Here is a 26033-nt window from a genome sequence, read left to right as displayed (position 1 = left end):
ATCACGTTTGGCTTTCTACCGAACTATGTCGTTCACGCGTGATAAGGTCCTTCGCTCCGCTCAGGATGACAATTTTTCGGAAGCTACTTAGTTGATTACAGAAGAAACAAACCGCTTGGCCGCAGCCGGGGCGTCGTCCACGCCATCCAGGGCGCGAATCAGCGCGGAGCCGATGATGGCGCCCTCGGCGTACTGGCAGGCATTCTGGAACGAGGCTTTGTCGCCGATGCCGAAGCCGATGAGGCGGGGGTTGTGCAGGTTCATGGCCTCGATGCGCTGGAAATAGGCTTCCTGCACGCCCTCGGCCTGGGTGTTGGCCCCGCCCGTGGTGCCGGGGCCCGATACGAGGTACAGGAACGAATCGGTTAGTTCGTCGATGCGGCGGATGCGCTCCGGGGCGGTTTGTGGGGTGATGAGGAACACTGGCCGCAGGTTGTGGCGGCGGAAGATGTCCTGATACTCAGCCACGTAATCGTCGAGGGGCAGGTCGGGCAGGATGATGCCATCGGCCCCGGCGGCTGCGGCTTCGCGGCAGAAGTTGTCCACTCCGAACTGCATCACCGGGTTGAGGTAGCCCATGAGCAGAATCGGCGTTTCGGGCACGCTCTCCCGGATGCCTTGCAGCTGCTCGAACAGCACCCGCAGGTTCATGCCGTTGGCCAGAGCCACCGTGCTGCTGGCCTGAATTACCGGCCCATCGGCCAGCGGATCCGAAAACGGCATTCCGATTTCGATGAGGTCGGCCCCGGCCTCACTCAGGGCTTTAATCAGCGGTACGGTGTCGTGCAGGCGCGGGTAGCCGGCCGTGAAGTACATGTTCAGCAGGTTTTTCTGCTTTTTGGCGAAGGCGTCTTTGATTCGGTTCATATCAGCGGCCCTGTCATCCTGAGCATGTCGCGCATCAAGCGAGGACGAAGGACCTTATCACGCCTAGATTACTTGTAAACGACTTGTTCACGCGTGGTAAGGTCCTTCGCTTCGCTCAGGATGACAGATGGTTTGGCATTACATAATAGCGTCAGCGTACTTGATGTAGGTTTCCAGGTCCTTGTCGCCGCGGCCGGAGAGGTTGATGACCACCACATCGTCGGGGCCGGCGCCGAGCTGGCCGAGGGCGGCAATGGCGTGGGCGGTTTCCAGGGCGGGGATGATGCCTTCGAGGCGGCTGCATTCGGCCACGGCTTTCAGGGCGTCTTCATCCTCGATGCTGATGAAGCGGGCGCGCTTAGAATCGGCCAGGAAGGCGTGCAGCGGCCCGATACCGGGGTAATCGAGGCCCGCCGAAATGGAGTACGGCTCGGTAATCTGGCCGTCCTCGTCCTGCATCAGCAGCGTACGACTGCCGTGGATGATGCCTGGCGTACCCAGCACCGAGGTGGCGGCCGAGTGGCCCGAGTGCACGCCGTGCCCGGCGGCTTCCACGGCCACCAGCTGTACCGAGGGCTCTTCTAGGAAGTGGTAGAATGCGCCGGCCGCGTTGGAGCCGCCGCCCACGCAGGCTACCACGTACTGGGGCAGCTCGGAGCCGGTTTTCTCCAGCAGCTGCTTGCGCATTTCCTCGCTGATAACGGCCTGCAAGCGCGCCACCAAGTCGGGGTACGGGTGCGGACCCACCACCGAGCCGATGATGTAATGCGTATCCACGGGGTTGCTGATCCAGTCGCGGATGGCCTCGTTGGTGGCATCTTTGAGGGTGCGGCTGCCACTCATGGCCGCCCGCACCTCGGCCCCCAGCAGGCGCATGCGGTACACGTTGGGCTTCTGCCGCTCCATGTCCACTTCGCCCATATACACAATGCACTCCATACCCATTAGGGCGCACACCGTAGCCGTAGCCACGCCGTGCTGACCGGCGCCGGTTTCGGCAATGATGCGCGTTTTGCCCAAGCGCTTAGCCAGCAGAATCTGCCCCACGGTGTTGTTCACCTTGTGGGCGCCGGTGTGGCAGAGGTCCTCGCGCTTGAGGTAGATGCGGGTGTTGTACTTGGCCGACAGCCGCTTGGCCTCGAACAGCGGCGTGGGCCGACCCACATAGTCGCGCAGGAGCTGCTGGTATTCCTGCTGGAACTCCGGCTCGGCCATGATGCTCAGGTATTGTTGGCGCAGCTCCTCCACGTTGGGGTAGAGCATTTCGGGAATGAACGCGCCCCCAAACTGGCCGTAGTAGCCGCGCTCCGTGGGTTGTTGGTAGGTTGGTTTCATGATGGTTTTTCGCAGGGTCTCGGGGTGGATGGCGCAGGGTCTCGCAGTGGATTATCCCGCGAAATCAGACGCAAAAAAGGGTTCTTATAACAGGTCGTTGGTCATGACTTCCGGCAGCGGCAGCTTCTGGGTTTCCAGGCCATGCTCGGCCAGCCAGTCCAGGTAGCGCTGCACCTTGGCGGGGCTCATGTGGCCCCAGCTGGAGCCGCTGCCGTAGTATTCGGCCGTATACTGCTGGCTTTCGAGCAGGAAACCGGGGTTGCGGTCGGCGGCGGGCACTACCTTTTCCAGCAGCGCCACCGCCTCCTCCGGGTGGTCTTTGGCATGCAGGAAGCCCTGCCCAGATACCCGCAGAAACGTCCGGTAGGCCTCCCCGTTTTCCTGCACTCGCTTTTCCGACGCCATGATGACGGGGGAGTAACCGTACGGAATGCCATAATCGGCCAGGCGGAAGCTGGTCAGCTCCACGCCCTGCTGCCGGGCCTGCACGCCTTCCCAGTTATCGAAAATCCAAGTGGCATCGGCCTGCTGCTGCAGCAACGTGTTCCAGATGCCCAGCTTCTCGGGGTAGGTGATGGTCAGCGGGCCGGTAGCACCGTCGTTTTCCAGCAGCTTCGCCACTATCTGATCCTCGTAGCGAGCCTGATACGAGGCGTAGATCTTGCCGGCCAAGTCTTTGGGCGACTGAATATCTGGTCGCTTCAGCGTCACGATGCTGCTCAGGTCTTCCGTCAGCAGGGCGGCCACGGCTATGGCATCGAACGGCCGGCCCTTGGTGCGGTAGCTGATGATGCTTTCCAGCGGGCAAAGCGCAAAGTCGGCCTGACCCAGCTCTACCTTCTTGGCCGGAGTCAGGGCGTAGTTGTCGGCCTCCGGGGTCAGCAGTTCCACCTGCAGCCCGTGCTGCGCGTACCAGCCCAACTCCTGGGCCACCACAAAGCCCGTGTGGTTGGTATTCACCGTCCAGTCCAGCGCAATTTTTATTTCGCTCATAGCTTTCTTGTATCCGTCGTTAGCGGAATCTGCCTGTGTATGATGCTGGCTTGTTATGCTTTCAGCTCCTGAAAAAAGGCGTCCAGCCGGTCGGCATCCTTGGTGCCCGGTGTGGTTTCGAAGCGGCTGTTCAGGTCCAGAGCAAACAGGCCGGGCAGCCGAAGGTTGCGCAGCGCCACTGCATGCTCCGGCCCGATGCCGCCGGCCAGGAAATAGAGCACCGGCAGGTTGTAGTCTTGCAGCAGCGTCCAGTCGAAGGCAGTGCCGTTGCCGCCGGGCTGGGGACCGGCCGTGTCGAAGAGGAAATAGTCCACGCAGCCCATGTAGGGCTGGAGCTTCGCAAAGTCGAACCCCTCACCCACTGCAAAGGCCTTCACCACCGGTACGCCGCCAGTCCGCACCGCGGCGCAGGTTTCGGGCGTTTCGTGGCCGTGGAGCTGGGCCAGTTGCAAATCAAACTCCCGCACCCGCGCCAGCATCGTGGCCGCGTCGTCGTCCACGAACACGCCTACCTTGCGGATGGCGGCCGGCAACGCCCGCACCGCTGCCGCCGGCAGCCGCTCCCCCACGTACCGCTTCGACGCAGGGTAGAAGATGAACCCCAGAAAATCGGGCTGCAGCGCCGCTACCGCCCGCAGGCTGTCGGCATCGGCCATCCCGCAGACTTTAAGGTGAGGCATGTGGTGGGGGTTGGTGGGCATGAGGGAGTGTAATTCGTTACGCTGAATGAAACGTCATGCTGAATGAAACGTCATGCTGAGCGAAGGCGCAGCCGCAGTCGAAGCATCTCGCGTGCTGATGTTGTAGTACTATTGATTACCCTCTGGCGAGATTCCTCGGCTTCGGCTGCGCCTTCGCTCGGAATGACGTTCTATTTCTTCGTTCTGGCCTTACAGCAACGTTACCGCCTCGGTGACGCGGAGCTGCTGCACTAGGGCGGCGCAGGCTTTTTCGGGGCGGGAGTGGCGCATGAAGGTTTCGCCCATCAGGAAGCCGCGGTAGCCCACGGCGCGCAGGGCTTCAATGTCGGCGGCGGTACTCAGGCCGCTTTCCGTCACCTTCACGTACTCATCGGGGATGCGCTGGGCCAGTTCACCGGACGTGTCGAGGCTCACGGAGAAGTCGTGCAGGTTGCGGTTGTTCACGCCTACCAGACTCACGGCGTCGGGGTGCAGGGTTTTGTCCAACTCCTCGGCGTTGTGGATTTCGAGCAGCACTTCCATACCCAGGCTTTTGGCCAGCCGGCCCAGGCGCAGCACTTCCTCGCCGCTGAGCACGGCCGCAATCAGCAGCACGGCGTCGGCCCCGAGGCTCTTGGCTTCGATGATCTGGTACTCATCCACCACGAAATCCTTGCGCAGGATGGGGCAGAAATTAAAGCGCCGGGCCGTAGTCAGGTCCTCGTTCTTGCCGCCGAAAAACTCCGTATCCGTCAGCACCGAAAGTGCCGAGGCCCCGGCCTGCATGTAGCCCAGCGTGGTGCGCTCCACCGGAGCGTGGGCGTTGATGATGCCCTTACTGGGCGATTTGCGCTTGAACTCGGCAATGATGCCGCTCAAATCGTCGCGCAGCAGGTAGCGGCGCAAACTAAGCGGCTGGGCCGGCATGTAGAAGCTTTGCTCCAACAGTTTCACCGGCACCAAGCTCTGGCGGGTGGCAACTTCCTGGCGCTTATGGGCAATGATGGTATCGAGAATGGTCATGGTGTTGGGTACTCTTGGTTACGTGTGTCATCCTGAGCGGAGCGAAGGACCTTATACAGTCAGCACGAAGCATAACAACAAGGGTCGTTCTGGTTTGATAAGGTCCTTCGCTCCGCTCAGGATGACAGGACCTGTTTACTGGGGTCAGATAGCCGCCACCAGCTCCCGCAGCGCCTGGCGGGCGCGGCCGGAGTCCAGCGACTCGCGGGCGGCGGCCAAGCTGTCGGAGAAGCTGAAGGTAGGTTCCAGGCAGCCGATGGCCAGGGCCGCATTGGCCGTTACCACGTCGCGCTGGGCGCGGGTGGCGCGGCCTTCCAACACATCAACAAAGATGGCGGCCGATTCGGCGGCGGTGCGGCCGCCGGCCAGCTCCTCGGGCTGGTTCAGGGTCAGGCCCAGGTCGGCGGCCGATACTACCCGCTCGCCCTCGGGCGTGGCCAGCTTGGCGGCGGCCGTCAGCGAGAGTTCGTCGTAGCCATCCAGGGCGTGCACCACGGCGTAGCGGGTGTCGGTTTGCTGGAGCAGGTAGTGGTAGAGGCGCAGCAGCTCCAGGCTGAAGGTGCCCGCCACCTGAAATTTCGGCCGCGCGGGGTTCACCAGGGGGCCCAGAATGTTGAAGAACGTGCGCACGCCCAGCTCCCGGCGCACCGGCCCGGCGTGGCGCATGGCCGGGTGGAAGGCCGGGGCGTGCAGGAAGCAGATGCCAGCCCGCTCCAGCTGCCGCTGCAGCACGTCATTGCCGACGCCAAACTCCACGCCCAGCTGCTGCAGCACATCCGACGATCCGCACACCGACGACACGCCAATGTTGCCGTGCTTGGTAACCTTGTAACCGGCCCCGGCCACCACAAAGCAGGCCAGCGTACTGATGTTGAGCGTGTCTTTGCCGTCGCCGCCGGTGCCCACAATGTCCACCGTGTCGCGGGTGCCCAGCTCCGGGTCGCGACTGAGGCTCAGCAGGGCCTCGCGGAAGCCCGCCAGCTCCGGCACCGAAATGGGGCGCATCCGGTACACGCTCATGAAGGCCGCCATTTCCGCCGCGTTGGCCTCGCCCTGCCCAATGCGCAGCATGGCTTCCAGCGCCTCGGGGTGAGTCAGCAGCTGCTGGTCGAATAGTTTATTCAGAATCTGTTTCACAATTGAATCGCAGAGTATGCGGATTAAAAGGATTTCGCTGATGGATGTTTGCCCGTCATGCTGAGCGGAGCCGGAGGCGGAGTCGAAGCATCTCTACCGCTTCGTTATAATGCCAGTTTATTAGTCAGAGGTAGAGATGCTTCGACTCCGCTCAGCATGACGTTCTACTTTAACTCAGCCAGTTGCGCAGCATCTGGTGGCCGTGCTCGGTGAGGATGGACTCGGGGTGGAACTGCACGCCGCGCACATCATACTGTCGGTGGCGGAAGGCCAGCACCTGACCGTCGGCGTCGAGGGCGGTGACTTCCAGCTCGGCGGGTACGCTCTCGGGGCGCACGCTCCAGCTGTGGTAGCGGCCTACTTTAAAGGTATCGGGCAGGCCCTCGAACAGCTTGTCGGGGGCAGTGAGGTGGGCGTCGGTAGCCAGGCCGTGCAGCACCTGGGGCAAGTTGTATAGCTCCCCACCAAAACTCTCGGCCAAGCCCTGGTGGCCCAGGCACACGCCCAGGATGCGCTTGGAAGGTGCGTAGCGGCGGATGATTTCGGGCATCAGGCCCGCTTCCGACGGCACGCCGGGACCGGGCGACAGCAGCACCGCGTCGTAGGCGGCCACGTCGTCCACGGCCAGCTTGTCGTTGCGAATCACGGTTACGTTGCTGGTATGCCCCAGCTCCCGCAGCACCTGCACGAGGTTGTAGGTAAAGGAGTCGTAGTTGTCGAGAACGAGAATGTTCATGGTTTAGTAGAGAGTACTAGGTAGTGAGTAGATAGATTAGTAAGAGTGTAGTGAGGGAGGCCGAGCAGAGCACTGGCGAGCAAGCCAGATTCTGCGCATCTGTATCACTACTTAAATAGCTTCCGCGGCCTGCAGCGCCTTGCGCAGGGCGGCTAGCTTGTGATGCACTTCGTTGAGTTCGGAGTTGATGTCGGAAGCCGCTACCACCCCGGCCCCGGCCTGGAAGTAGAGCTGGTCGGCGGTGCTCAGAAACGAGCGAATCATGATGGCATGGTTGAAGTCGCCGTTGAAGCCCAAGTGGCCGATGGCACCGCCGTAGTAGCCGCGGGCGGTTGGTTCCAGGCCATCAATGAGCTGCATGGCGCGGTGCTTGGGGGCGCCCGAGAGCGTGCCGGCCGGGAAAGTATCGGCCACCACCTGCAGGGAGTTGGTGCCGGCGGCCAGGGTAGCATTCACCTCGCTCACCAAGTGAATCACGTGCGAGTAAAACTGGATTTCGCGGAAGGTTTTCACCCGCACGTTGTCGCCGTGGCGGGCCAGGTCGTTGCGGGCCAGGTCCACCAGCATCACGTGCTCGGCGTTTTCCTTGGGGTCGTCGGCCAGCTTCTGGGCCAGGGCGGCATCCTCGGCATCGTGGCCGGTGCGGCGGAAGGTGCCCGCAATCGGGAACAGGCTGGCCTCGCGGCCCTGGATGCGCACCTGCGCCTCCGGCGACGACCCGAAAATCTTGAAGGAACCGTAATCGAAGTAGAACAGGTAAGGCGAGGGATTGATGGAACGCAGCGCCCGGTACACGTTAAACTCGTCGCCCGAAAAGCCCTGCTGAAACCGGCGCGACAGCACAATCTGAAACACGTCGCCCCGCAGGCAGTGCTGCTGGCCCTGGGCCAGCACCTTGAGGAACTCCTCGTCGGTCTGGTTGGTGCGCTCCTCCCCTTCCGTCCGGAACTTGAAATCGGGCAACGAAGGGTTGCGGATCAGGTTCACCAGCTTGGTCAGCCCGTCCTCGTCCACCTCCTGGCCCTGCAGCGTGTGCTCGAACACGTACAGCTCGTTGCGGAAGTGGTTGATGGCAATGACGTAGCGGTAGGTGCCGTACAGGATGTCCGGAATCTGGCCGGCAGGCTGCTTGTCGGGGTTGAGCGTGAGGTCCTCGAAGGCCTGCACTGCCTCGTAGCCCAGGTACCCGAATAGCCCGCCCGTGATGAAGTCGTGGCCGGTATCCTCGGTCTGGAAGCTGGCCGCAAAGGCCTGCAGGCGGGCCAGAGCCGCGCGGGGCGAGTCGAGCAGCTCGGTTTCGGTGGTATCGTCGGGCAGCGTGAGGGTTAGCTCCCGGCCGCGCAGCTCAAAGCGGGCCAGCGGGTCGAAGGCCAGGTAGCTGAACGCGTTCTGCTGGCCGTGGTAGTCGGAGCTTTCCAGCAGCAGGCAATTGTCGTACCGGTCACGCAGGCGCAGGTAGAGGCCCACGGGCGTTACGGTATCGGCCAGCACCCGGAGGTAGCGCGTGTGAAGCTGAAAAGTGTGCATACAGGAACGAGGTGATGGAAGAGGGAGAAGGGAGGCGGCAGGGCACAAAAAAAGCCCGGCGGACGGCCGGGCTTTCTGTTGAGTCGATACGTTGAAGGTTGCTCTAACGCACGCACAGGGAGTCCCGTCCGGAATTTCCGTAGGGCCACCACCAAGCTTGCTGCGCTGAGAAAGAAGTCATTGTTGAGAAACGATGTGCTGCAAAGGTAATAAGCGGATTGAATTGTGCAAGGCAATTTAGAGCCGGGGCAAAAAACAGTTTAAGTAGTATTGCTGACCCTACTCTTTGAAAAAGGCTTGGCGGCCACTGGTATTTCCGGCCTTAACCCGCAAGATATAATATCCTCGCGCTATGCTACTTACATCAAGCGGTGTACTTCCGCGCACTTTCGCTTTCAGTACCGAACGGCCCGCAGTATCGATAATTTCTATTTTGGCTTCCTTCACCTCTGCGGGTAATTGCAGGCTAAGCCGTTCGCGGGCCGGGCTGGGATAAGCACTAAACGCCAGGGCCACGTGGGACTTGCGGGTACTAGTTACAGCAGACGAAAACAGCCATTGAAAGGCCGATGGAAACTCCCGCTGCCAGAACCACTCGGCGTGCTGGCCATCTTCCATTGCGTGGTAGCTCATATCGGCAGCCGGAAAGCCCTGCGCTTGCAGAGCATCCCGCATTTCCGCCATGTATGGCACCATGGTTTCACTCTCTTTGGTGCCGGCTACAAAGTAAAACCGAATGGGCTGGTGATGACCGGCCGTTTTTACGTAGTCAAACAGCGGTTCTTTGGCAAACCAGAAAGCCGGAGAAAACACGCCTACCTTGCTGAACACCTCCTGGTACTTTAAGGCCGCGTACACGGAAATCAGCCCACCCATGCTGCTGCCGGCAATACCCGTATACTCCCGCCCCGTCAGCGTCCGGTACTGGCCATCGATATAGGGCTTCAGGGTTTGTACGAGAAAGTCCACGTACTTTTCCCCCTCTCCGCCGCCATACTGCTGGTTACGCCAAGGCGAGTACTCATCCAGGCGGGAACTGCCGCCATTATCCACGGCCACCACAATGGTACCGATCGGGTCCTGGCCGCTTTGCTGCAGCTGGCGCAGGGCCTCATCTACGCCCCACTCGCCCGAAAAGCTGGTGCATTTATCGAACACGTTCTGACCATCGTGCAAGTACAGCACCGGGTAGCGACGCGCGGAAGTGGCGTAATCTGTGGGCAGGTAAATCCAGACGCGGCGGGAACGGCCTAACTGGGGGATGGCAAAACTGGCACTCATCACCTGCACGTTGGGCTTAAGGGCCGTGCTCACACAGCCGCTGGACCCGCCACCTAAGTCTTTCCAGTTGGCTACGGTTAGTGCCACCGTTACCGGGCTACCTGTGACCGTGTAGGTTCGGTTGCTAATATCTCCATTTTGGGCATTGGTTTCGGTTTTATCCCAGGAGCCACGCGTAAACTTGAACGCCAGCGCCCCGGTTACGGTGGCGGGCAGGGTCAGTTCATACGTTCCATCTAAGTTTTTAGCTAGCTGGTACACTGCATCGCCAGGGTTCCAGTTGTTGAAGGTACCAGCCACGTAAATAGCATCGGTAGCGGGCGTAGATGCAGGTACGCTGGTGATTTTAAGCGTAGTCTGCGCCTGTGCAGTCAGCACCATCAACCAAGCTGCTGTGGAAAGGAATAGTCGCATTGAAGGAAAAGGCTGTGCGCTCAAGACATTAGCGGATGGCCGCACCCTGCTGGGATGGGGGCACGGCGCGCAATACGTACAACGCCCGTACTGAGTCTACCGCGGGCAGCACATCGGCCTGAAAATCAACTTTGGTGGTGAAACCCATACCGGCCGTCAGGGTCCGAAACTGGTTGGCATTGTCCCAGCACACGTAGAATTTGCGCTGCTTAGGTTGCCGCAACGGCACGTAGCGGCTCCGGCCGTCGGGGGCCAGTAAAGGCTTTCCCGTGGCCAGCGCATACGTTCCCACTAACCGCAGTCGGGTTGCCTCCTTATTTTTACCGGGCAGTTCCCGGTTACCGATACCATCGAAGTAGATATTGGGACGCTGTACCAGTTCCAGGAAGGAAAGTTTTGCCAGCAGTGGCAGCTCAGAGCTGTTCATGATCAACTGCTGCGCAGCGGTGCCCGGCGGCTTTTCCCGGTAAAATACCAGCACTGGGTCGGGTATTTCAATGGCTTTTAACCGGGGTGCGGGTCGGCCGCCGGCCCGCACCGCCCCCAGCAACAATTCCATTACGATAACAGAAGCAAGCAATAGGCGTTTCATAGAAGGTAAAGCTAGATAAAGTAAAGCGGAACACATAGTATAGGCGGGCTCACACTATCATTCCAGCAATATTTGCCTCTTGAAGCTTCCAGGCGCGGAAAAAAATATCGGTGCTTAACCAGGTGTTATGTAAGCGTATCGGCCATTTGAGGCTGCAAATGGAAAACCTTTCGCTGGGCCGCCTAACCGGATAAAGTGGCCGTGGGTAAGTAGTTACTAACTATAATGACCGGAGTGAACGAATTCTGCTACCGCTGCTCGAAAAAGAGCGAAAATTCGCGCTCGAAATAGACTTATTACAATACTAGATTCTGGGCTTGAATTCATTGTTTTTCTTGTTTTCAAACGTTTATCTTGCGGAGAATATCTGCAATCTGCCTTTCATCCGGGCTGTTATTTTCTACCGCGGAGGAGCAGACTTGCACTCGAACTGTACTTTTCTTATGGTCTAACTCTGCTGCCTTGGCTTAATGCAACTTTCACAATTTTTTCCCCTTACCTTCAACCAACCTACTTAATGAAACACCCTTATTTGCCGAAACTGCTGTTTCTGCTTCTGTTTGTGTGTGCTGGGTTCACTAGCGCTCTGGCCCAAACTGGCTCGGTAAGCGGCCGGATTGTGGACGAAAAGAATCAGGGACTCCCCGGTGTGACCGTGCTGATTTCCGGCACGACGCTGGGCACCTCAACCAACTCCGATGGCCAGTACTCTATCCAGAATGTGCCGGCCGGGCCGCAAACGATTGTTGCATCGTTTGTGGGTTTTACGACCATGCGCCGCCCTGTTACAGTAGCGGCCGGTCAGAATTCTACGGTGGACGTGAACCTCGTGGAAAACACTACGCTTCTGAATGAAGCCGTGGTTGTGGCCTACGGTACCCAGCGTCGGCAAGACGTAACTGGTGCCGTATCCCAGATTTCGGAAAAGGAATTTGTAAAAGGCCAAGTAACCAACCCCGAGCAGCTTGTTCAGGGCAAAGTAGCTGGTTTACAAGTTACTACCGGCGGCGCCCCTGGTGCCGGCTCGGAAATCCGGATCCGGGGCGGTTCGTCACTGAACGCTTCCAATGATCCGCTCATCGTAATCGATGGCGTGCCTGTCGACAACATTGGCGTGAAAGGCGCCAGCAACCCGCTGGCCCTGATCAACCCCAACGACATCGAAAGCATTTCCGTCCTGAAGGATGCCTCCTCCACGGCTATCTACGGTTCGCGCGGCTCCAACGGCGTTATCATCGTAACCACCAAGCGCGGCTTGCAAGGCGAGAAACTGCGGGTTTCGGCCAGCACTAACTACTCTATCTCGGAAGCTGCCGACTACGTCGATGTGCTCAATGGCCCCGAGTTCCGGGCACTGGTAAATGCTCGCGGTACGGCTTCGCAGAAAGCCGCCCTGGGCACCAGCAACACCGACTGGCAGAAAGCCATCTACCGCACGGCTAACACCTCGGATAACAACGTGAGCCTGATGGGCTCCATTGCCAATGTACCCGTGCGCGTATCGGGTGGCTACCTGTACCAGGAAGGCTTGCTGAAGCGCAACGACCTGAAGCGTTACTCCGGCTCGGTAGGCGTTTCGCCCCGCCTGTTGAACGACAACCTCAAAGTAGATCTGAACCTGCGCGCCAGCCAGATTGAAAACAACTTCAGCAACCAGGGTGCGGTGAACTCGGCCGTGTTCTTCGACCCGACCCAGCCCATCACCAGCACCAGCTCTGAGTATGCTCCGTTCGGTGGCTACTTCGAAGTTTTGGATGCCAGCGGCAACCTGAACACCATTGCCCCCCGCAACCCGGTAAGCGCCATCAACCAGCGCAACGACCGCAGCACCGTAAACCGCAGCATTGGCAACGCCCAGCTCGATTATAAGCTGCCCTTCCTCTCGGGCCTGAGCGCCAACCTGAACCTGGGTTTTGACGTGCAGCGCGGCAAAGGCACGATTGACGTGCCCAAAACGGCTGGTACCGACTTCAACCGCGGCGGCGTGAAGCAGCAGTACCGTCAGGACCTGAACAACAAGCTGCTGGAAACCCTGCTCAAGTACAACCGCGAGATTGGCGGCGCTAAGTTTGACGTACTGGGCGGTTACTCCTGGCAGGAATTCCAGAACAAGAACTACAACTTCGACGACCTGCGCGCCGACGGTAGCCTGTTCCAGCCCGCCAACAAGACCTACGACAACAAAACTGAATTCCAGGACCAGTATAACCTGGTTTCGTTCTTCGGCCGTGCCAACGTAAACATCAAAGACCGTTACCTGTTCACCGGTACTTTCCGGGCCGACGGCACCTCGCGCTTTGCCAACAACAAGTGGGGTTACTTCCCCTCGGCTTCGGTGGCCTGGCGCTTGAAAGGCGAAGACTTCCTGAAAGACTCCAAGCTGATTTCCGACTTCAAGCTGCGCTTGGGCTACGGCCAGACCGGTCAGCAGGACATCGGTATCAACTACTACCCTTCGCTGCCCTTCTACACCCAGGGTGTACGCGCTTCTTCCTACGTGATTGGCGGCAAGCCCGTAACCACTCTGCGGCCTGACTTCTACAGCGCTGACCTGAAGTGGGAAACCACCACTACCTACAACGCAGGTCTGGACTACGGTTTCTTTGATGGCCGCGTGTACGGCTCGGTTGACGTGTACAAGCGCGACACCGATGACCTCATCAACGAGGTATTCGTAGCGGCTGGCTCTTACCCCAGCAACGGTGGTCTGCTCAACGTAGGTTCGCTCACCAACAAAGGCGTGGAAGTAATCACCACGGTTGACGCCATCAAAGGCGACAAGTTCAACCTGTCGGTAAGCGGTAACGCGACGTTCAACCGCAACAAACTCACCAAGCTGACGACCAGCGACGAGATTGAGCGCATCGACTTCCTGACCGGTGGCATCAACAACTTCGACGGTGTGGGCAACGGCGACATCCAGGTGAACTCGGTTGATTATCAGGCACAGTCTTTCTTCCCTTACCAGCAGGTGTACGGCACCGATGGCAAGCCCCTGGAAGGTGTATTTGTAGACCGCGACGGGGATGGCGCCATCACGGTAGCTGACCGTTACCGCTATAAGTCGCCCCGCCCGACGGCCATCCTGGGCTTCAGCTCCAACATGAGCTACGGCAAAGCCAGCCTGGCCTTCACGCTGCGCTCCAACATCGGCAACTACGTGTACAACAACATCCGTTCCCGTTCGCTGTACGTGCCCACCAGCGGCTACAACCGCAACTCTACCCCGGAAGTACTGAAGACGGGCTTCACCACGACTTCGCCCGAGCAGATTCAGTCCGATTACTACATCGAGAATGGCTCGTTCCTGCGCATGCAGAACATCACGCTGGGCTACGATTTCGGCAGCCTCGTGAAAGAAAATTCGAACTTAAGCCTCTCATTTGCTGTTCAGAACGCGTTCCTGATTACGAAATATTCCGGGCTTGATCCGGAAATTGCCAACGGCATCGATAACACGGTTTATCCCCGCCCCCGCACGTACACGCTCGGCCTGAACTTCGGCTTCTAACCCTTACTTCCTTCTCTTAGTATGCATAGTTCTTTTACCCGTGGTCTGGGCCTGCTGGCCCTCACCGCAACGCTGATGACCGTAAGCTCATCCTGCGTTAAAGATTTGGATCAACAGCCCACGTACCGGGCCAGCGCGGAAGTGATTTACAGCGACCCAGCCCAGATTGAGCAGGTAGTAGCCCGTCTCTATGGCGGCTTGGCCATAACGGGTCAGGGACAGGCTGGTAGCGCCGCCGAAATCAACGATCTGGTAAAGATCAACGGCGACTTTTCCAACTACGTGCGGAACTACTTCAACCTGCAGGAAGTAACCACCGACGAGGCCACGCTGGCGTGGGGTGACCCAGGTATTCCTGACTTCAACCGGGTGCAGTGGACGGCGGATAACCAGTTCATCCGCGGTATGTACGAGCGTTTCTACTTCCAGATTTCGGCCTGTAACGAGTTCCTGCGTCAGACCACCGACGGCAAACTGTCGGAGCGCGGCATCTCCGGGGCGAATGCGGAAAAAGTTCGTCAGTACCGGGCCGAAGCCCGTTTCCTGCGGGCTCTTACTTACACTCACCTGCTGGACTTGTTCGGCCGCGTACCCTTCGTAACGGAAGAGGACAAAGTGGGCACGCTGCCCAAGCAGAAGTCCAGCGCCGAAATCTTCGCTTACATCGACTCGGAGCTGAAAGCCATTGAAGGCTCTTTGCTGGAACCTGGCAGCGTATACGGCCGCGCCGACAAAGGTGCCTGCTGGGCCCTGCAAACGATGCTGTACCTGAACGCCGAGGTATTCGCTAAAACGAACCGGTACACCGACGCCATTACCTACGCTAAGAAGGTTATCGACTCGGGTTACTCCTTGGCTCCTGAGTACCGTTCGCTCTTCCTGGCTGACAACGGCTCGACGGCCGCCAAAAACGAAATCGTCTTCCCGGTTGTTTTCGACGGCGTTTACACCCAGAACTTCGGTGGCACCACGTTCCTGACCCACGCTTCGGTAGGTGGTTCCATGAATGCTGCCGAGTTTGGCATCAACACTGGCTGGGCTGGCCTGCGCACTAAAAAGAACTTGGTGGATCTGTTCGCAGAAGGCGACAACCGGGCCATGTTCTACACCAGCGGCCAGAGCAAGGAAATTTCCAACTTCGGTAACTTCAACGACGGCTACGCGGTGACCAAGTGGCGCAACGTGAACCTGGATGGAACGCCCGGCTCCTGGTATCCGAAGCCTGATGGCACGGGTGGCAACGGCGACTTTGTCGACACCGATTTCCCCGTGTTCCGTCTGGCCGATGTGATGCTGATGTACGCCGAAGCCGTGTTGCGCGGTGGACAAGGCGGTAGCGAGGCGCAGGCCCTGACGTACGTCAACCAAATCAGAAGCCGGGCTGGTGCCAGCGCGCTGGGTTCCCTTTCGCTGGATGAGATTCTCAACGAGCGGGGCCGGGAGCTGTACTGGGAAGGTCACCGCCGTACCGACCTGATCCGCTTCGGCAAATACACCACCGGCGCCTATGTGTGGCCTTTCAAAGGTGGCGTACCCGAAGGAACGGCAGTAGAAGACTCGCGGGTGGTATTCCCCATCCCCTCTTCCGACCTGATTGCTAACCCCAACGTGAAGCAGAATAACGGTCGTCAGTAACCGGTCAGGAAATTTTACAGAGGCTGAACAATTCGTAGTCTTCTACCTGTTCAGCTTCTGTAATTCCTCACACTCATTTTTTCGTCTTAACAGCCCCAAGTTTATGAAAAACTGGATTACCCAACTCGTTGGGCTTTGCGCTGCCATCCTCGTTTTCTCCTCCTGCGAGAAAGACGAAATTAAGGCAACGCTACAGCCTGGCAACGCTCCTGCTCTCACGGTTTCCCAAAAAACGCTGACCCTGTCTGCCGACAAGGGTGCCGATGAAGCCACTACGTTCAAATGGACGCCGGGCGAGTTCGGCTACCAAGCTGCCCAGCAATACACGCTGCAGTTTGACAAGCGCGGAGGCAACTTCTCGGCTCCCAAAACTATCAACCTGCCCACGGGGGCTACCTCGTACACGGCCACGGTTAAAGACCTGAACAACATCTTCAACGGTCTGGGCCTGCCCGCCGGCTCGGAGTCTTCTATCGATGTGCGCCTCGTTTCTGTGGTGAATGCCAAGGTTAAAACGCTGGCTTCTACCGTTACCACGCTGACGGGTACGCCTTATGCCGCAATCGTTGTATATCCTACGGTATGGGTTCCGGGCTCCCACCAGGGTTGGTCGCCGGCTACGGCTCCCACGCTGGCCGCTTTCACCAGCGCTGCGCAGAAGTACGAAGGCTACATCTACTTCCCCGACGCTACGACGATGTTCAAAATCACGGGTGCGCCGGAGTGGAGCGATGCTAAAGGCATCTACGGTGATGCCGGCGACGGCACGACCGGTAAGGTTACTTCCCCTGGCGAGAACTTTAAGGTTACGGGTGCTGGCTACTACCAGCTGCGCATCGACCTGAAGGAGCAGACCTTCCTGGCTACCAAAACCACCTGGGGCGTAATTGGCTCGGCCACGGCTGGCGCCTGGACTAAGGATACGCCGATGACCTACGACCCTGCTACCAACCTGTGGTCGGTAACAACCACACTGGGTGTTGGCGAAATCAAATTCCGCGCGAACAACGACTGGCCCATCAACTTTGGTGATGGCAAGAAAGACGACGGCATTGCCCCCGATGGTTTGCTCGACTACAGTGGAGACAACATTGCTATTGCAGAGCCGGGCAACTACACCATCACCATGGACCTGTCGAATGCTGGTAATTTCCAGTACAAGCTGACCAAAAACTAAATTGCCGTAAGAAGAGCTAACCCTCTGGTGTTGGCATTCTCTACTCAGATTGCAAAAAGCGCTGGCCCATTGGTCAGCGCTTTTTTTTGCGCTGACTAGCCTTCACGTCTGGCTAATGGCCCATACGCCTGACAGATGCGCAACGTGTTCTTCACGCAGCGCTATCATGCAGAGAATGTAAACCTGGCATCGGGTGTGTAGCCTATCCAAAACATGCAGCTCAACGCTACGGGCATTGGTGCGCGCATGCACATCCCCTCCACTGGCAAGCTGCCGATCCAAAGGGCGCACAGGTACGTGGCTTTTGCGGTGCAGCGGCTCCCCTACCCCGGCCAGTATCTGCAGCCTTGCGGCCGTGGTGTCAACCCCACTTTTCAGTTGGGGCCAATAAACAAAAAGGGAGGACCAATTGGTCCTCCCTTTTTAAGGGTAGTTGTTTGAGCGGTAGGCTACAGAATCACCACTTTCTGGCTGGTCATCTGGTCTCCTACGCGCAGCTTAACGAGGTAGGTGCCGGCTTTCAGTTCGGACAGGGGAACAGACTGGCTACCCGACTGCTTACCCGCTACCAGCGTCCGAACCCGCTGGCCCATGAGGTTGAATACTTCCAGCGCCACGTCCTTCTGGCCAGCCACAACATAGTTAACCTTGGTCTGGCGAGCGGGGTTGGGATACACTTGGAAGCCCAGGGTTTTGGAGGCGGCAGAGCGCGAAGCGAGAATACCGGTGCCGATTACGTAAGCAAACGACTGTTTTCCATCAATGGCGGTAAAATCAGGATCAGCCCCGATGGCCGTGGTCTGCCCAGCAATCTGCGGCAGCAAATCCGAAGTATACACGCCGTCGCCGTTGGTGTAACCAACGACCATATCCACCCGCTCACCTGCATTGAGACCAAGGGCAGCCATATCTAATTCGATTTCTACACCGGTATTCGTCAGGTTGGTAGACAGCGTAGCGGAGCTGGTATACGCCAAACGTGCGCCAGCCAAGGGCGAAGGAGCCGCCGCATTAGCCGTAATAGCTACACCTGCTTTCGTAGAGTTGCCCTGGTACGCATCGGGAACGGCGGCGGTGTTGCCATTGGTATAATCGGTGTAGCTGTAGTACACGTTGTTGTCGGCCAGCGGGGCTGTGGTAGCCCGGATGCCATAGTCTACTTCCATATCGAATGTAGGCTTGTGCTTGAGGGGGCTGTCGCCAGCGGCACCGCCGATGAGCTTTGTGCCCGCTGCCACCCCGGCTTTATCCGGCACGTTCAGGTACAGCACCAAGGCATCGTAGCCAGTAGTTTCGGGGGAGGCAACTGTCATGATATACAGCTTGGTTGCCGAACTGCCCACGTAAAGCGCCTTCAGGCCCTTATCGGCCGAGGAGTGCGTACCCGTGTATTCGCCCACCAGCTGGTACTTGCCTTCGCCGGTCCCTACTTCGGCGGCGTCCAGTTTGCCATCAACTGTAATCTGAGCAAAGGCCGGGCTGGCGGCCAAAGAAAGTAAACCAAGCGTTGCGAGGGTAAGAATTTTTTTCATGTGAAATGGTAAGGGGTTGAGAAAAGAAATGATATAGTGAAAATTCGCTTTGAAAAGGTCAGAATGGCCTGTTTCGTGGTTTTAATATACGCCTTACGTAGGTTTTTCAAACCTGTTTATCGGAAAGAACTAAATAATATTCGCCCGTAGGTGGTGGCTTACTTACTACCACGAAGTAATGCGCGCCATTTTAGATTAGGCTACTATCTTTACCCCCCCTGACTATCTGACCATTTACCAACTCTTCTCCTATGATCATCATTGCCGACGGCGGCTCGACGAAAACCAACTGGTGCCTGCTGGACAACGAGGGTAACAAAATCTACTTCAACACGGAAGGCTACAACCCGTATTTCATCGATACGCCCGGCATTGTCGCGTCGTTGGAAAAAAGCCTGCCCGATAACCTGGCGCGGCAGGAAGTAAGCGAGCTGTACTACTACGGCGCTGGCTGCTCGGTACCGGAGAAGGTAGAAACCGTGGCCAAAGCCATGCGTCAGGTGTTTACGGGGGCCCGCGTGTACGTTGGCCACGACTTGCTGGCGGCCGCCCGCGCCCTGCTGGGCCGCGACATCGGGTTTGCTGCCATCCTGGGAACCGGCACCAACTCCTGCATCTACAACGGGCAGGATGTAGAAATGAACATCGACTCGCTGGGCTACTTCCTTGGCGACGAAGGCAGCGGCTCCTACATTGGCAAGCGCCTGTTGCGCGACTTTATGCGCGGCTACCTGCCCGATGGCCTGCAGGAAGCCTTCCGTGACCAGTATGAGCTAACCAATGAGGAAATCTTCGACCGCCTCTATAACCAGCCCCTGCCCAACCGCTTTCTGGCCTCGTTCAGCAAGTTTGCCTACGACCACAACAACATCAGCTACTGCCGCGAGATTGTGCTGGACGGCTTTGAAGCCTTCTTCCGCAACCTGGTAGCGCATTACCCCAGCTACCAGAACTACTCGTTCAACTGCGTGGGCTCCGTAGGCTACAACTTCCGCGATGCGCTGGAGCAGGTGGCCAAAAGCTACGGTATGGAAGTTGGGAAGATCATCCGATCCCCTATCGACGACCTGGTGCACTACCACACCGTGCTCACGAAATAGTCTGCCAATGCTACGCGGGATACGTCCTGGTGCTGGCTGCTAGCCTAACTAAAAAGGCCTCTTCACGCGAGTGAAGAGGCCTTTTTAGTTAGGTGAAGACTGCTGCTTAGTGTTGCACCAGCAGACGCGTGGTGGCTACTTTGCCAGCGGCCTGGAGCCGCACAATATAGATACCGTTGGCCAAGTCCTGTACCGGCACCAACAACTCGTGCGTACCAGTAGCCTGCTTGGCAGCTACGGGAATGGTACGTACCGTAGCACCTAGCGCATTTACCACGCTCACCGAGACCTGCGTGGTTTGCGGCAGCGTGTACTGCAGGCGTACGGCCGAGGCGGCGGGGTTGGGAACGGCGGTGAAGCTCAACGCCAGGGCGGCGCGTTCAGCCTTGGTAGGCAGTACGGTATTGGCGGGCACGGCTACTTTCTTGGACAGGTACACGCGGTACTCGCCGGGCTGCAGCGTGATTTGCTTATTGACGTCGGCGGCGGCTACGGTAAGGGTGGTGCCATCGAGGTAGTTGTACCAGGTACCGGCGGCCTGAAACTCGGGGCTCACGGCTTTGGCTACTACGTCGAAGTTGCCCAGCACCGTCATGCTCAGGCTGGCGTCGCTCAAGTGCAGGGTTTTCACGGCCCCGGTTACATTCTGGGCAAACGTTGCGCTGGTATTTTCGAACACGGGCTGCGAGGTTTTCAGCGCAATCAGGCTGCGGTACACATCGTAGAGGTGGCGGCGGTTTGGAGTATCGTAGTAGTCATCGAGAACGGGCTTGTTGCTGAGCTTGCAGCCGTCATCTTTGCCGTACTTGGTATTGTCCGTGCCGTTGTCGCCGGGGTACGTGCCATCTGGGCACATGAAGATGCCTTTATCGTAACCTACTTCGCCAAACTGCCAGATCATGCGCGGGCCGGGCACGAGGAAGAAGAACGCGCCGGCGGTTTCCATGCGGCTCAGGGCCGTGTTCAGGTTTTTGGTGGAGTAGCTACCCGAGGCGTTACCGAAGCGCAGGTTCTTGTACATCAGCCGGTCCTCGTCGTGGCTTTCCATATACGTTACGAGGTTGGGCTCGGTGAAGCCGCGCTGCTTGTAGTAGCCCCAGCTCAGGTCCGACTTATTGCCGTCGTTGTACCCCATGGTGGCCTCGTTGTAGTTGTTCGTCATCTTGCCCCACAGCATCAGGCCGGCGGCCGACAGTGCTTTAGCTTCCTCGTTGGCCACGAAGGTTTCCAGGATGGCGTAGGAACCCGGGCTGGCAGCCTGCTGGGCCGCGTAGTAGTCCTTCCAGATGTTCACGCGCGACTGGTCGAATACTGACTCATAGGTGGCTTCCGTTTTCTGAACCTGGCTGAAACCACCGGCCAGATCGTAGCGGTAGCCATCCACGTGGTACTCATCCAGCCAATGCTTGATGACCTGCTTGCTGAAGTAGCGGGTATAGTCGCTTTCGTGGTTGAAGTCGGTGCCTACGTTGTAGGGGTGCGTAGCTACGGCGTTGAACCAGGGGCTGTTGCTGCTGTACATCTGCACCATAGGGCTCTGGCCGAAGGAGTGGTTCAGCACCATATCCAACACCACGGCAATGCCGCGCTTGTGAGCTTCGTCGATGAGCTTCTTCAGGTCGTTTTTTGTGCCGTAGTACTTGTCGGGGGCGAAGTAGAACGAGGGGTTATAGCCCCAGCTTTCGTTGCCTTCAAACTCATTCACGGGCATCAGCTCCAGCACGTTAATGCCGAGGCGCTTGAGGTAGTCCAGGGAGTCGGTTACCGTTTTGTAGTCGTGCTTCACCACGAAGTCGCGGACCAGTAGTTCGTATACTACCATATCCAGCTTGCTCGGGCGCTGGAAGTTGGTAACCTGCCAGGTATAGGCCGGCTCATTCGATTGCAGTACCGATACGATGCCGGTGGCTTTACCGGTAGGATACGCCTTCAGGTTGGGGTAGGTAGCCGCCGTGATAAACCGGTCGTTGTTGGGGTCGAGTACTTTTTCGGTGTAGGGGTCAGCAATGCGCAGGCCGTCTACCTGGAACTGGTAGGCATACTCCTGGCCGGGCGTGAGACCATCAATCTGCACCCACCAGCGGGTATTCACGTCGTCGGTGGCGCTGGTTTTCTTGAGTTGGTACTGCAGGCCGGGCTGCCAGTCGTTGAACTCGCCAATGGCGTAAACCGCCGTTTTGCCGGGAGCCGTGAGGGCCAGAATGGCCGACTTTCCATCGTTCAGGTAGGTTACGCCATCCTTCTTGGCCCCGGCGGGCAGGGCCGCTACCGTGGCGGCCGGACTGGCGAAGATGTTGATTTCATCGGTGGCCGTGGTGGAGCCGCTAGTCGCCGTGAGCTTGAGCACGTTGTTGCCGCTCTGCGTCAGGGTTACTTCCTTGCTGAGCGACGTAGCATTCGTTTGCTGGTCTACCTGCGTACCATTGAGCGTGAGCGTAAGCGTGGCGGCGGCCGAAGCCGTGCCCGTCACCGTCACCTTAGCATTCTGGTTGACGAACTGCGTGTTGCCGGCCGTGGTGGGCCCGGTGATGCGCACTGACAGCGCCGACGTTTGCGCTACGTCTACCAAAATATCCTTACCGCCCGTGTCGCGGCCCGATTTAGAGCCGTCGGCGCTGCGGAACAGCATGGCCAGCTTGAGGATTTTGTCACCGGCGGGCAGCTTATCGTAGTACGTGCGCGGGGTGAAGGAAATGGTGTAGAGGTTAGGGTTAGAGGCGCTGCGCGTCATCTTCTCCTTGGCAATCGGGGGCGTCCAGGCGGTGCCTACCACGGCCTTCCAGTCGGTGTTGCTGGTGCTCTTGTCGGAAATAACGCCGGTCCAGATGTACACGTCGCCGGCAAAGTCTTTCAGACCGGCGTCGCCCTTGGTGGCATCGAAGGTGAGGGTTACGGGCGTGGTTTCGGTAAAAAATACCGGGTCGGCGGTTACTACTTGCGCGTAGGCAGCCGGCAAACCGGTCAGCGCTACCGCCCAGAGCAGTAGAAGTCGAAGTGCTTTCATGGGATTCAGTAAGGGTGAACAAATAACTTCGTGAGAAAACCGCGCAAAAGCCAAAAACAGCGAAAATTCGTTGATTCTGCGGGGTAAATTCTCTTAAAGTTACACCCGTACGGCTAGCATAACCAAGCCGCGGGATGGTTTTATCGTAGTTTTGTTGAGGCATTCCGCTATGTTTCCGGCTGCCTGTCTGCTATGGCCTGGGTTGTCCGCGTTTTCTGGTTGGGGGTGTTGCTGGCAGGGGCGCAGGCCGCGGGGGCGCAGGTGCTCCGGACCCAGCCCGACAGTCTTGCCAGCAGCACGGCCAACGTTGTTCCAATGGCCGATTCCAGCCGCCTCAGCCGCCGCTTACCCGTGCTGGCGGGCGGACTGGCAGCTTCCTACACCGGCACGCTCTATCTGCTAAGCAAAAGCTGGTACACCGGCGAGCGGGTGCCGCTGCACTGGTTTGATGACGCGCGGGAGTGGAAGCAGATGGATAAAGCCGGCCACTTCTGGGGAGCTTTCCACGAAAGCCGGGGCGCGGTGGACATGCTGCGCTGGGCTGGCGTGCCCGAGCGGCGGGCGTTGTGGTACGGGGGTTTCGTGGGGTTTCTGCTGCAAAGCCCCATTGAGCTCCTCGACGGGCGCGACCCGGCCTACGGTGCCTCGGCTACGGACTTGGCAGCTAACTTCCTGGGCTCGGCGGGCCTTATCGGGCAGCAGCTGGCCTGGGGCGAGGTGCGCATCATGCCCAAGTATTCGTTTCATACTACCCGCTACGCGGCACTGCGCCCCAACGTGCTGGGCAAAAGCCTGGGCGAGCAGCATCTGAAGGACTACAATGGCCAGACCTACTGGTTGTGCGTGGATGTGGGGGCCTGGCTGCCGGCTACCTCCCGTTGGCCCCGCTGGCTCCAGCCCGCCCTGGGCTACGGGGCTCAGCAAATGGTGTATAACGATGCAAAGGCCAACGCCGCCATCGGCCTGCACCCCTACCGGCAGTACTACCTCAGCCTCGACGTGGACTTACGGCGCATTCCTACGCGCAGCAAGCTGCTCAAACGCGTGTTTTACGTGGCCAGCATTTTCCACCTGCCGGCTCCGGCTCTGGAGTTCAACCGTCAGCGCGGGCTGGTCATGCGGGGGCTGTATTATTAAGTTGTTAGGTGTAAGTCTGATGCTCCTTCTACCAACTAATAACTAACACCTAAAACCTTTACGAGCACACCAGCACTATTTCGTGGGGCTTGAAGCCGAAACGGTTGTCGGTGGCTTCTCGAAACTCCCGAACCTGCACTTGAAAGCCGCTGGCTTGCAGCCGCTCGGTTAGGCCCGCCACCGAGTATACCCGCACGTGGTCGGCCTGGCCGAAGTGCGCCAAGCGTTCCGCAGCTGTTTGCACGGCTTCGTTTTCGTAGATGCTGCCTTCCCGAAAGGGCGTTTGTATAAGGCACGTTCCGCCGGGTTTCAGCACCCGGCGCAGCTCGCGCATAGCCTGCCGGTCATCAGGAATGTGCTCCAGGATGTGGTAGCACAGAATCAGGTCATAAGTAGCAGACGAGGCATCTATGCGGGTGATATCGTACTGCTGATCGGCCATGAAGTCGCCGGAGAGGTCGGTGCTTTCGTAGTGGATTCGCGCATCCTGTTTCAGGGCCCGGTACAAGCTGCGCGAGGGTGAGAAGTCGAGCACGGTGAGGCCGGGCCGGTAGAACTCCTCATGCAATAGTTGCCACAGGCGGCGCCCTCTGCCCAGGCTGCCGCAGGCCGGGCACAGCTTTTCGCCCATGGGTAGGTCAATAAACGCCCGCATGTGCCGACTACAAACCGTACACGCATAGCGGTTGCCACGGTACAGTTGGTACACGGCCAGCCGCAGCACCGGCTCACCGGCAAACAGCACGCGCCGAGGCAGTAAGGATTTCACGAAGCGTTTCAGAACACTGTACATAGCGGGATAAGCCGAAAAAGAATACGTTTAGGCGCTGCAGGTCGCCGCGTGGCCCGACCCGGCTGCCGTTTTTCCCGTTTCATTGGCGACCTTTGCAGCCTGTGCCTGGGATACTGAACGCCAAAACTACGTAATCAGGAAAAACCAGCGCTAATCCCCCAGTTATGAACGTAGGAGACCGAGTACGCCTGCTCACCGGGCGCGAGGAAGGCATCATCACCCGCCTGCTCGACAACGACCTGGTAGAAGTAGCCATTGATAACGACTTCACCATCCCGGTGCTGCGCCGCGAAGTGGTGGTAGTAGCCGCCGAAGAAACCAAAGCCTTCGGGCAAAGTGCCGCCTCCGTAGCGGCTGAGAAGAAAGCTGCCAGCAGCGGTGCCGCCAAAGCCGCCAAAGCGGCCGGTGTACCAGCCGCCCCGGCCTCTGCTCACAAAGACAACAGCCCTGCCCCGCTGCCCGCTGCCAAAAACGCCGCGCCGGTGGTGCAGAAGGGCGTGTACCTGGCCCTCACCCACCAGTCGCCGGAGCTTTTGGCCGTGCAGCTTATAAACCACACCGACCAGGAAGTGCTCTACACATTCGGGGAAGAGCGCAAGGAGCAGTACCGCGCCCTGGGTGCCGATAAGCTGGCGGCCAAGGCGGCCAGCGCACCGCTGGGGCACTGGCACCTCAAGGATTTCGACCAGTGGCCGGCCCTGGTGGTGCAGCTGCTGCCCTATAAGCTCAACAGCAACACGGCCTACGAGCTGCTCACCAAGCGCCTGCAGTTCAAGGCCGCCAGCTTCTACACCAGCCGCCAGCCCAACGTACCGGTGCTCCAGCGCGAGGCTTACCTGTTTCAGCTGGATGAAAAGCCCGCGCCGCCCGCCGTTATTGCCCCCGAGAAGCTGGCCGAAACCCTGAAGGCCCAGCTCACGGGCAACGGCCCGGCCAAACCGGCCGCGTTGGCGCCCGAGCCGGCCAAGCCCATTGTGGCCCCTCACCACGAAGTAGACCTGCACCTGGAAGCCCTGCGCCCGGAAGGCGCGGAAGGAATGAGCAACACGGCTATTCTTAAGCTGCAGCTCGATGCCTTTGAGGATGCCCTGAGCCGGGCCCTGGCCACCAACATGCACGAAATCGTGTTCATCCACGGCTCCGGCAACGGCACCTTGCGCAAAGAGCTGCACAAGCTCCTAAGCCGCAACCGCGACATCAAGTTCTTCGAGGACTCCAAGAAGGAAAAGTTCGGCTACGGCGCCACGCTTGTACGGCTTAAGTAACCCGTCCCAATCTTTTGTCATCCTGAGCAAAGCGAAGGACCTTATTACGTTTGACTGATGTCGTTATTACGATTTCGGCTAGATGTGATAAGGTCCTTCACTGCGTTCAGGATGACAGGTATTTAGTCAATAGCTATGGCAGTGTTGAAAAGAAAAACGGTCGTATCTGTTCTAGGGAGTGTGGACAGTGGTCGTAGCTTAGCGGCATGCTACGCCGCCATGAATTAAGCGAACGGGAATGGAAATTGGTCGAACCGCACACTTTGGGTCGTCCGGGTACGGGTGGGGGCACCG

At 58.8% G+C, this 26033-nt stretch carries 19 protein-coding genes; 6 read left to right on the top strand and 13 right to left on the bottom strand.

What is annotated here, in order from left to right; translation table 11 throughout:
- Nucleotides 1-87 precede the first annotated feature (87 nt).
- The 10 genes from trpA to FY528_RS08330 form a co-directional block, all read right to left on the bottom strand.
- Complete coding sequence (gene trpA / locus FY528_RS08375; RefSeq protein WP_149070548.1) at nt 88-867, bottom strand: tryptophan synthase subunit alpha; 780 nt, start codon at nt 865-867, stop codon at nt 88-90.
- A 138-nt stretch (nt 868-1005) separates the two neighbouring features.
- Nucleotides 1006-2202, bottom strand: coding sequence for a tryptophan synthase subunit beta (gene trpB, locus FY528_RS08370; protein WP_149070547.1), 1197 nt, complete (start codon nt 2200-2202; stop codon nt 1006-1008).
- Nucleotides 2203-2286: 84 nt separating this feature from the next.
- Nucleotides 2287-3195 (bottom strand): ABC transporter substrate-binding protein, encoded by a 909-nt coding sequence (locus FY528_RS08365; protein ID WP_149070546.1) that lies wholly within the window; start codon nt 3193-3195, stop codon nt 2287-2289.
- 53 nt (nt 3196-3248) lie between these two features.
- Complete coding sequence (locus FY528_RS08360; RefSeq protein ID WP_187632056.1) at nt 3249-3875, bottom strand: phosphoribosylanthranilate isomerase; 627 nt, start codon at nt 3873-3875, stop codon at nt 3249-3251.
- Between the two features lie 210 nt (nt 3876-4085).
- A complete protein-coding gene (gene trpC / locus FY528_RS08355; protein ID WP_149070544.1) occupies nt 4086-4898 on the bottom strand; it encodes an indole-3-glycerol phosphate synthase TrpC in 813 nt (270 codons plus the stop codon).
- A gap of 144 nt (nt 4899-5042) precedes the next feature.
- Entirely contained in the window at nt 5043-6035 is a 993-nt protein-coding gene (gene trpD, locus FY528_RS08350; RefSeq protein ID WP_149070543.1) for an anthranilate phosphoribosyltransferase, read from the bottom strand.
- Nucleotides 6036-6204: 169 nt separating this feature from the next.
- Complete coding sequence (locus tag FY528_RS08345; protein ID WP_149070542.1) at nt 6205-6771, bottom strand: anthranilate synthase component II; 567 nt, start codon at nt 6769-6771, stop codon at nt 6205-6207.
- 111 nt (nt 6772-6882) lie between these two features.
- Complete coding sequence (locus FY528_RS08340; RefSeq protein WP_149070541.1) at nt 6883-8298, bottom strand: anthranilate synthase component I family protein; 1416 nt, start codon at nt 8296-8298, stop codon at nt 6883-6885.
- A 279-nt stretch (nt 8299-8577) separates the two neighbouring features.
- On the bottom strand, nt 8578-9993 hold the full coding sequence (locus FY528_RS08335) for an alpha/beta hydrolase-fold protein (RefSeq protein ID WP_149070540.1): 1416 nt from the start codon (nt 9991-9993) through the stop codon (nt 8578-8580).
- Between the two features lie 28 nt (nt 9994-10021).
- Complete coding sequence (locus tag FY528_RS08330; protein WP_149070539.1) at nt 10022-10585, bottom strand: hypothetical protein; 564 nt, start codon at nt 10583-10585, stop codon at nt 10022-10024.
- A gap of 517 nt (nt 10586-11102) precedes the next feature.
- Here FY528_RS08330 and FY528_RS08325 point away from each other — a divergent pair.
- The 3 genes from FY528_RS08325 (at nt 11103) to FY528_RS08315 (ending at nt 16908) form a co-directional block, all read left to right on the top strand.
- The gene (locus tag FY528_RS08325; RefSeq protein WP_149070538.1) at nt 11103-14096 is read left to right on the top strand and encodes a SusC/RagA family TonB-linked outer membrane protein; all 2994 of its coding nucleotides are present in this window, start codon (nt 11103-11105) and stop codon (nt 14094-14096) included.
- Between the two features lie 21 nt (nt 14097-14117).
- Nucleotides 14118-15731: a RagB/SusD family nutrient uptake outer membrane protein gene (locus FY528_RS08320; protein ID WP_149070537.1), complete on the top strand. Its 1614-nt coding sequence runs from the start codon at nt 14118-14120 to the stop codon at nt 15729-15731.
- Between the two features lie 103 nt (nt 15732-15834).
- Entirely contained in the window at nt 15835-16908 is a 1074-nt protein-coding gene (locus FY528_RS08315; protein ID WP_149070536.1) for a SusE domain-containing protein, read from the top strand.
- A 449-nt stretch (nt 16909-17357) separates the two neighbouring features.
- Here the strand turns inward: FY528_RS08315 and FY528_RS08310 are convergent, their stop codons facing one another.
- Nucleotides 17358-18440, bottom strand: coding sequence for a T9SS type A sorting domain-containing protein (locus tag FY528_RS08310; RefSeq protein ID WP_149070535.1), 1083 nt, complete (start codon nt 18438-18440; stop codon nt 17358-17360).
- Between the two features lie 251 nt (nt 18441-18691).
- On the opposite strand from FY528_RS08310, the gene FY528_RS08305 reads away from it, so the two are divergent.
- Nucleotides 18692-19540, top strand: coding sequence for an N-acetylglucosamine kinase (locus FY528_RS08305; RefSeq protein ID WP_149070534.1), 849 nt, complete (start codon nt 18692-18694; stop codon nt 19538-19540).
- Nucleotides 19541-19646: 106 nt separating this feature from the next.
- On the opposite strand, the gene FY528_RS08300 is transcribed toward FY528_RS08305, so the two are convergent.
- Nucleotides 19647-22544: an alpha-amylase family glycosyl hydrolase gene (locus tag FY528_RS08300; RefSeq protein ID WP_149070533.1), complete on the bottom strand. Its 2898-nt coding sequence runs from the start codon at nt 22542-22544 to the stop codon at nt 19647-19649.
- A 192-nt stretch (nt 22545-22736) separates the two neighbouring features.
- Between FY528_RS08300 and FY528_RS08295 the strand changes: the two genes are divergently transcribed.
- Nucleotides 22737-23681, top strand: a complete 945-nt coding sequence (locus FY528_RS08295; protein ID WP_149070532.1) for a DUF2279 domain-containing protein — start codon at nt 22737-22739, stop codon at nt 23679-23681.
- A gap of 58 nt (nt 23682-23739) precedes the next feature.
- Here the strand turns inward: FY528_RS08295 and FY528_RS08290 are convergent, their stop codons facing one another.
- Nucleotides 23740-24474 carry a class I SAM-dependent methyltransferase gene (locus tag FY528_RS08290; RefSeq protein WP_149070531.1) on the bottom strand — a complete coding sequence of 245 codons (735 nt, stop codon included), beginning with the start codon at nt 24472-24474 and terminating at the stop codon, nt 23740-23742.
- A gap of 164 nt (nt 24475-24638) precedes the next feature.
- Here FY528_RS08290 and FY528_RS08285 point away from each other — a divergent pair, with 164 nt between their 5' ends.
- Nucleotides 24639-25739, top strand: a complete 1101-nt coding sequence (locus FY528_RS08285) for a Smr/MutS family protein (RefSeq protein WP_149070530.1) — start codon at nt 24639-24641, stop codon at nt 25737-25739.
- The last annotated feature ends 294 nt before the right edge of the window (nt 25740-26033 follow it).

It is taken from the genome of Hymenobacter lutimineralis (assembly GCF_008271285.1).
GTDB classification, from domain to species: Bacteria; Bacteroidota; Bacteroidia; order Cytophagales; family Hymenobacteraceae; genus Hymenobacter; species Hymenobacter lutimineralis.
Note: the sequence above shows the minus strand (reverse complement) of the source record. Positions and strands in the feature narration are given on the sequence as shown.